The organism is Clostridium sp. (assembly GCF_036646415.1).
GTDB lineage: Bacteria > Bacillota > Clostridia > Clostridiales > Clostridiaceae > Clostridium_J.
The window spans coordinates 1-7,295 of sequence record NZ_JAVXMF010000050.1 but is presented as its reverse complement, the minus strand read 5'-3'; the positions used below and the strand labels follow the sequence as shown (position 1 = coordinate 7,295).

The 7,295-nt window shown below is 29.9% G+C and carries 5 protein-coding genes, 2 tRNA genes and 1 rRNA gene; all 8 read left to right on the top strand.

Annotated elements, in window-relative coordinates; translation table 11 throughout:
- Positions 1 to 54 precede the first annotated feature (54 nt).
- The 8 genes from rrf (at position 55) to RSD37_RS16360 (ending at position 6,712) form a co-directional block, all read left to right on the top strand.
- Positions 55 to 172: ribosomal RNA gene (gene rrf / locus RSD37_RS16395) — 5S ribosomal RNA — on the top strand.
- Positions 173 to 175: 3 nt separating this feature from the next.
- Positions 176 to 252, top strand: a tRNA-Ile gene (locus RSD37_RS16390).
- Between the two features lie 5 nt (positions 253 to 257).
- Positions 258 to 333, top strand: a tRNA-Ala gene (locus RSD37_RS16385).
- Positions 334 to 599: 266 nt separating this feature from the next.
- Positions 600 to 1,079, top strand: coding sequence for a MarR family transcriptional regulator (locus RSD37_RS16380; protein ID WP_346947803.1), 480 nt, complete (start codon positions 600 to 602; stop codon positions 1,077 to 1,079).
- Positions 1,051 to 2,796 carry an ABC transporter ATP-binding protein gene (locus RSD37_RS16375; RefSeq protein ID WP_346947804.1) on the top strand — a complete coding sequence of 582 codons (1,746 nt, stop codon included), beginning with the start codon at positions 1,051 to 1,053 and terminating at the stop codon, positions 2,794 to 2,796. The genes RSD37_RS16380 and RSD37_RS16375 overlap by 29 nt, the downstream gene beginning before the upstream one ends.
- Entirely contained in the window at positions 2,786 to 4,531 is a 1,746-nt protein-coding gene (locus RSD37_RS16370) for an ABC transporter ATP-binding protein (RefSeq protein ID WP_346947802.1), read from the top strand. Before RSD37_RS16375 ends, RSD37_RS16370 begins: the two co-directional genes overlap by 11 nt.
- Before the next feature lie 217 nt (positions 4,532 to 4,748).
- The gene (gene surE, locus RSD37_RS16365; protein ID WP_346947801.1) at positions 4,749 to 5,498 is read left to right on the top strand and encodes a 5'/3'-nucleotidase SurE; all 750 of its coding nucleotides are present in this window, start codon (positions 4,749 to 4,751) and stop codon (positions 5,496 to 5,498) included.
- A gap of 68 nt (positions 5,499 to 5,566) precedes the next feature.
- Complete coding sequence (locus RSD37_RS16360) at positions 5,567 to 6,712, top strand: alanine--glyoxylate aminotransferase family protein (protein ID WP_346947800.1); 1,146 nt, start codon at positions 5,567 to 5,569, stop codon at positions 6,710 to 6,712.
- The last annotated feature ends 583 nt before the right edge of the window (positions 6,713 to 7,295 follow it).

Here is a 7,295-nt window from a genome sequence, read left to right as displayed (position 1 = left end):
GCTGTTAACCGATAGGTTGGAGGTTCGAATCCTCTTCGCGGAGCCATTTTAAAATTTGGTAATTATGCCTTAGATGGATACACCCGTTCCCATACCGAACACGAAGGTTAAGCATCTAGGGGCCGATAGTACTGCACGGGCAGCTGTGTGGGAGGGTAGGTTGTTGCCAAGTCATGGATCTTTAGCTCAGTTGGTTAGAGCAACCGGCTCATAACCGGTAGGTCCGGGGTTCGAGTCCCTGAAGGTCCACCATATTTGGGGGTATAGCTCAGTTGGGAGAGCACCTGCCTTGCACGCAGGGGGTCAAGAGTTCGAATCTCTTTATCTCCACCAAGACACTGTAATTTGATTACAGTGTTTTTTTTTATGTGTAGAAGTTTTTGAATAGAAATAAATACAATAAAAACAACCGCTATTGGCTTAAAGTTGTAGACAAAAATAGAGCGTATGGATAATACGTTCTTTTTATTTTTTGATATTATTGATTAATAAATTACCATTGAACAATGAAAGAAGATAGTTGACATATCAATCTTATAAAGATATGCTTTAAATAGTTGATATGTCAATGGTATTTTTAATTGGAGGTGTTTATAAACATGGATGAAACTAAAAGATATATTACCAAGATTAGTCGTGTTGCACAGATGTATACTAACGATGCTTTTAAGGATGCAAATCTTAGTCCTTCAGAATATGTATGTTTACGTTATATTAGAAAAAATGAAGGATTAAATCAAGAAACATTAAGAGATTTATTATCAATTGACAAATCAGCGGTTACTCGCCTTGTAATAAATCTTGAAAAGAAGGGTTACATCTTTCGAAGAAAAGACGAAGAAGATAAACGTTCTAATAAATTGTTTTCTACTGAAAAAACAAAAGATGTAAAGATGATAGCTACATCTAATGAAGCTTACTTCTATCAATGGCTCATGGAAGATATAGATGAAGAGTCAAAGGAAATTTTCTTAAAAGTGTTAGAGAAGTTATATGTTAAGTCTAAAAATGAAAGACGAGCTAATTTTAAGAATATCAAGAATCGTGGAGGTGAACATATTGAAAGCATTGAACATTGAACCAATGGAACAATCCAACTGCATTAAGAATTATTGGATAAAAGAAAAGAAAGTTGCATTTTTAATCATCTTCTTTGGGGTTATATTCAATGTTTCAACGGTTTTAGGACCAATTCTACAGGGCAGATTAATAGATTCTATTTTAAATGAATCACCAATAAATAAGGTTCTAACACAAATCGGATTTTTTATTGGCACTATTATTTTTATTCAAGTTACACGATTTTTTAAGAGGTTTTATGTGCGAAGATTTGCAAATAGCACAAGTGCAACTATGCGTCTTATGATTTACAACAACATCATGAATAAGAATATTTATGAACTTGATAATGAGAATATTGGTAATTTGATGACTAGAATCATTTCGGATGTAGAGTTATGTGTAGAAGGTATCAGAAAGGTTACTACTGAGGTATTTGATACTGGAGTTTTAATGATATCATACATAGTTTCAATGATTGTATATGATTTTAAGATTACTATATTTGCATGTATATTTATCCCTGTTGCAATGAAGTTGGCAGAAATATTAAAAGTGGCTATTTATAAATTTTCTATTGCATATCGAAATAAAACTAGTGAGGTTACAGACCTTACTTATGATAGTATTGAACATACAGTTCTTTTTAAAATTAATGGAGTAGCGGGTAAAAATAGAAAAGAATATTTCTTAGAATTAGAAGATTTACAAAATAAGGCTATTAAAGCTAGCATTTTAGAAAACTCTATGCAGCCTATTTATAATATTATTGCATTACTTGGAATCACTATTGTAATTTATTTAGGTGGGCATAAAGTTATTGATGGAATCTGGAGTGTTGGAGTTTTTTCTAGCTATATGATCATGTTTACAGCCACTACAACAAAAGCTAGCAAGGCATCAAAATTATTCAACTCAGCACAAAAGTCTAAGATTTCTTGGCTTCGTATAAAGCCATACCTGGGTGAATATATTGAGAAGGATAGTTGTATTAGCATTTCAACAGAAAATACAAGGATGAAAGTTAAGGATTTAAGTTTTACTTATCCTAATAATGAAAATTCAATTATACAAGGAGTTAATTTTACTGCAAATCAAGGAGATATTATTGGGGTTACAGGTCCTATTGCTTCTGGAAAGTCAACGCTAGGATTAGCACTTTTGGGATTATATGAGTATAAGGGTAGTATAGAAATAGATGGAAAAGAGTTAAGGGAATATAGCGAATATGAAAGAAGCCAGATGATTTCTTATTTAAGTCATGACCCTCAATTGTTATCGGATACTATCTATAATAATATAACCTTAGGCGAGGACAAGTCTATTCAAGAAGTGTTGAAGGATATTTGCTTTGATAAGGATTTAGATTCCATGGAGGAAAAGGAAAACACATTAGTGGGAAGTAGTGGAGTTAGATTAAGTGGTGGACAGCAAGCCAGATTATCTCTAGCTAGAACTATACTAGATAAAAACAAGATTATAATCTTAGATGATCCATTTTCTGCTGTTGATATGGAAACTGAAAGAAAAATAATTGAAAACATTCGCAATAAGTATAAGGAAAATATAATTATTATCATATCTCATAGATTAGATATTTTTGAAAATGTTAATCGAATTATTATGTTTAATGATAATAAGATAATAGAATATGGAACCCATGAAGAACTAATGAGAACTTCAGAGATGTATTCTACAATATACAATTTGCAAAGAGGTGAAGGAAATGAAAAATAATTTGGTGGCTAAGTCTATAAAAAGGGTGCTTAGAAATAATATTGTATTGTTCATTTCTTTAATATTTGTAATAGTAGGTGTTGTAGTATGTACTTTAATACCACCTCAACTATTAAAGGTTATCATTGATAAGCATTTAGTAAATGGAAACGCAAATGGTCTTCTTAATATAGCTATTGCTTATCTTGCGGTTTTAATATTTATTGGTGTATTTGAATTTATAAAAGAAGGATTGTTAGTTGTTTTAGGACAAAAGATAATAAAAGAGATACGGAGAGAAATGATGTGTAAGCTGGAGAGAATTAGTACTAGCTATTTCTCGAATAATGAATCTGGAATTATTGTATCTAGATTTACAAATGATGTAGATACGATCAATTCACTATTTACTAATGGAATAGTCGGTATGATAATTGATTGTTTTAAAATATTGGGAATTATTGCATCCATATGGATATTCAGCACACAGCTTGGAGTTATTACTTTATGTTTATTACCTATTATTTTTATTATTACACGTACTTTTCAGAAGCTAATGTTGAAAGCTCAAATTAGAAATCTTATTTTAGTAGGAAAAGTAAATAATCATATTTCTGAGAGTTTAAAGAATATTAGGATGATAAAGGCTTATAGTAAAGAAAAATATATGGAAGACAAGTATAAAGATTATATTACCGATAATTTTAAGACTATAGAGAAAATAAATTACTTTGATTCAGTATACTCTCCCATTATGCAGATTATAAGAGCTATTGCAATTTCACTAATAGTTTTATTATCATCAAAGCAATTTAGTTATATTTCTATTTCATTAGGTATGGCTGCAGCATCCATAGATCTGATTTCTAATCTATTTTCACCAATAGAGAATTTAGGAATGGAGTTACAATCTATTCAAAAGGCTGTTTCAGGTATGAAGAGAGTGAATGATTTTTATTTAGAAAAGGAAGATGAAGAGAAAAATGAGCTACTAAGGGTTAATGAAATTATTCCGAATCGGAAAGAGATTTTTATTGGCTTTAATAATGTTTCATTTCACTATGTAGAGGGTGTTAATGTTTTAGAGAATATTTCACTAAATATAGATTCCCTTGAGAAAGCAACATTTATAGGAAGAACGGGAGTTGGTAAATCCACTTTATTTAAGTTGATTATGGGATTATTAAAACCTAGCCAGGGCACTATTACAATAAATGGTGTAGATGTATATAGTATTTCAAATAATGAGAAAAGGAAAATCTTCGGATACGTAGACCAAAACTTCAGCTTTATAAAGGGAAGTATTGCAGATCAAATTAGCTTACAAGATAAGAAAATTACAAGCGAAGATATAGCAAAATCCGTTGAGTTTGTTGGATTACATGATTATGTTATGTCATTAGAAAAAGGATATGAAACTTTTATAGAAAATGATAATCTATTTTCGCAAGGACAGAAACAACTATTAGCAATTGCTAGGGCAATAGTTACTAATCCGCCTATTTTACTATTAGATGAAATAACTGCAAATCTTGATTCTATTACTGAAGAAAAAGTTATTTGGGTGTTACAAAGGGCGAGTGACTCAAGGACAATACTATCTATATCTCATAGATTATCTTCAATGATTGCTGCAGATAAAGTAATCATATTAGAAGATGGAAGAATAAAAAATATTGGTAGTCCTAATGAACTTTTAGAGAAGGATCAGTGGTATAGTCACAATATTAAGCTTGAAAAACTTACTTGGGGGTAAAAATAAAATTAAGTTAAAGGTTAGTGTAAAATATATATTAATTATATAGTTTATGATTAATATATATTTTAAAAGGAAAACTAAATACTAAAAGTTTAGTTAAAAAATAAAATAAAATATAATTAATAAGACGATATATAAGTGTAATAATATAAATAATGTTATTAATGAAGGGAGGAATGTATAATAAAGTATAGAATCTTTATTATGCAAATTTATGAATATACTAATAACTAACGATGATGGGATAAGTGCTAGAGGTATAAAAATAATAGCAGAGAAATTACAAAACACACATAATGTATTAGTAGTGGCACCTGATACTCAGAGAAGTGCAAGTAGTCACTCTATAACATTGGAAAAACCTATTATAGTAAAGGAAGAAAAAATTGAAGGTGTAGAAGGACGATGCTTTAGTGTAAGTGGTACACCGGTTGATTGCACCAAGATTGCTATTACAACTATAAGTACAGATAAAATAGATGTAGTAGTATCAGGTATAAATGATGGATTTAACTTAGGTACTGATGTAATATATTCAGGAACAGTATCAGCAGCTATTGAAGGAGCTTTAAATAGCACACCAGCTATTGCATTATCTTGTGATGGTAGTGAAGAAAGTTATGAAATTGCAGCAGATTATGCAGAGAAAATACTAAAGAAAATAGAAAATATAGACATAGGAAACACAGTTTTGAATGTAAATATACCATCTATAAAGAAAGATCAGGTAAAAGGGCTAAAAGTATGTAAAATTGGAGAAAGAAATTATAATAATGTGTATGTGGAAGTAGAAAAAGACGAGGCGCATGTAGTATATAAGATAACTGGAGCACCAGATGATCCAATACAAGATGAGACTGATGTAGATATGATTAAAGAAGGATATATAACAGTTACTCCACTACATTACGACTTAACGAATTTTAACTTAATAACAAGAATGGAAGGCATATTAGAGGCGTAAATTGGATATTAACAAAGTTTTATTACAATTAATTACTAATACTGAAGATATGAATAGGAGATGAAATTATGAATAAACCATATGTATTTACACCAGGACCTACTAATGTAAGAGAAAATGTAAGATTAGCTAGGGCTATTGAAACTACTAATCCAGATTTAGATAAGGACTTTTATGATTTCTATAGAGAGACTTGTAATAAAATTGGGGAACTACTAAATACTGAGAAGGATGTGTTTATATTAAGTGGTGAAGGTATATTAGGATTAGAAGCTGCTTGTGCATCACTTACAGAACCAGGAGATAGAGTACTAGTTATTGATAATGGAGTATTTGGTCAAGGGTTTGCTGATTTTGTGAAAATATATGGAGGAACACCTGTGTTGTATTCCGCTGATAGACAAAAAGAAATAGATGTGGAATGTTTAAGAGCTTTTCTTGATAAGGATAGCAATTTTAAATATGCAACTGTAGTTCATTGTGATACACCATCAGGAGTACTTAATGATATAAGTGAAATTTGCCCAATGCTTAAGGAGTATGGAATATTAACGGTGGTGGATAGTGTTGCAGCTATGGGAGGAGAACCGATAAAAGTAGATGAGTGGAGTGTAGATATTGCATTAGGTGGTTCTCAAAAAGCTTTTTCAGCTCCACCAGGATTAAGTATTGTTACCATTAGTAATGATGCGGATAAAGCCATGAGGACAAGAAATGCTCCAATTGTAGGATTTTATTGTAACTTAACTATATGGAAGGGATATTATGATAAAAAGTGGTTTCCATATACTATGCCAATAAGTGATATATATGGACTTAGAGTTGCCATAGATAATATACTTGAAGAAGGGCTAGAGAATGTACACAATAGACATAGAAATATTGCAGTAGCTACTAGAAATGCATTAACCAGTTATGGGTTAAAGTTATATTTAAATAGTGGTTTTTCATCAACAGTAACAGTAGTGGAACCACCTAAAGGAATAGAAGCTAACAAGTTAATTAATTACATGAGAGATAATTATAATCTATTAATTTCAGGATCTTTTGATTATCTCGAAAATAAGGTCATTAGAATTGGGCATATGGGCGAAAATTCTAAGAGAGATAAAATTGTATTTGTTTTAAATATTCTAGATAAATCCTTAAATGAATTAGGATATAAATCGAAAACTAACATTGTGAAAGAATTTAATAGATATATTATATTATAATGAGAGAGAGAGGCTAATTAACTATGGCAAATAGTTAATTAGCCTTATATTATTATAAAAAAAGAAGCTATAAATAAGTGTATGACAGTATATTTATCTAAATAGGAATATTGTTTTTAAGATTTGTAAGAAATTTATTTTCTTATAGATCTTTTTTTATATTGAATAATTAAGAGTGTAATAGTAATAAATCATTTATAATATATGAAAGTATATGTATTTATATAAATACATATACTTTCATATAACGAACAATTATACACACAAGACAAGTAAACTTCGGTATATTCACATAAATTAACCATATGAAATGGACACACTTTAGTATACTAAACCATGTGTATCAACATAAGTAAATTAAAGAAAATAGGAGATATATAGAGCAAATTTTATATAAATTCTTCAGAATAGATACTAAAATTATATATCAAAAAATATGTATGGTAAGATAAATCTTGTCGCTGAGAGATGCGGCAAAGAAACAACAGAAATTAAGAGAACACTTCTTAAGAAACTAAGAAAAACTTCTTAAAGAAAGTTGTTGACAGATAAGAAATTATCTAGTAGAATAGTAAAAGTCGTC

What these genes read in the sequence shown, in the direction of transcription:
- RSD37_RS16380 (WP_346947803.1), top strand. Translation starts at nt 600, where the DNA reads ATGGATGAAACTAAAAGATATATTACCAAGATTAGTCGTGTTGCACAG.
- RSD37_RS16370 (WP_346947802.1), top strand. Translation starts at nt 2,786, where the DNA reads ATGAAAAATAATTTGGTGGCTAAGTCTATAAAAAGGGTGCTTAGAAAT.
- surE (WP_346947801.1), top strand. Translation starts at nt 4,749, where the DNA reads ATGAATATACTAATAACTAACGATGATGGGATAAGTGCTAGAGGTATA.
- RSD37_RS16360 (WP_346947800.1), top strand. Translation starts at nt 5,567, where the DNA reads ATGAATAAACCATATGTATTTACACCAGGACCTACTAATGTAAGAGAA.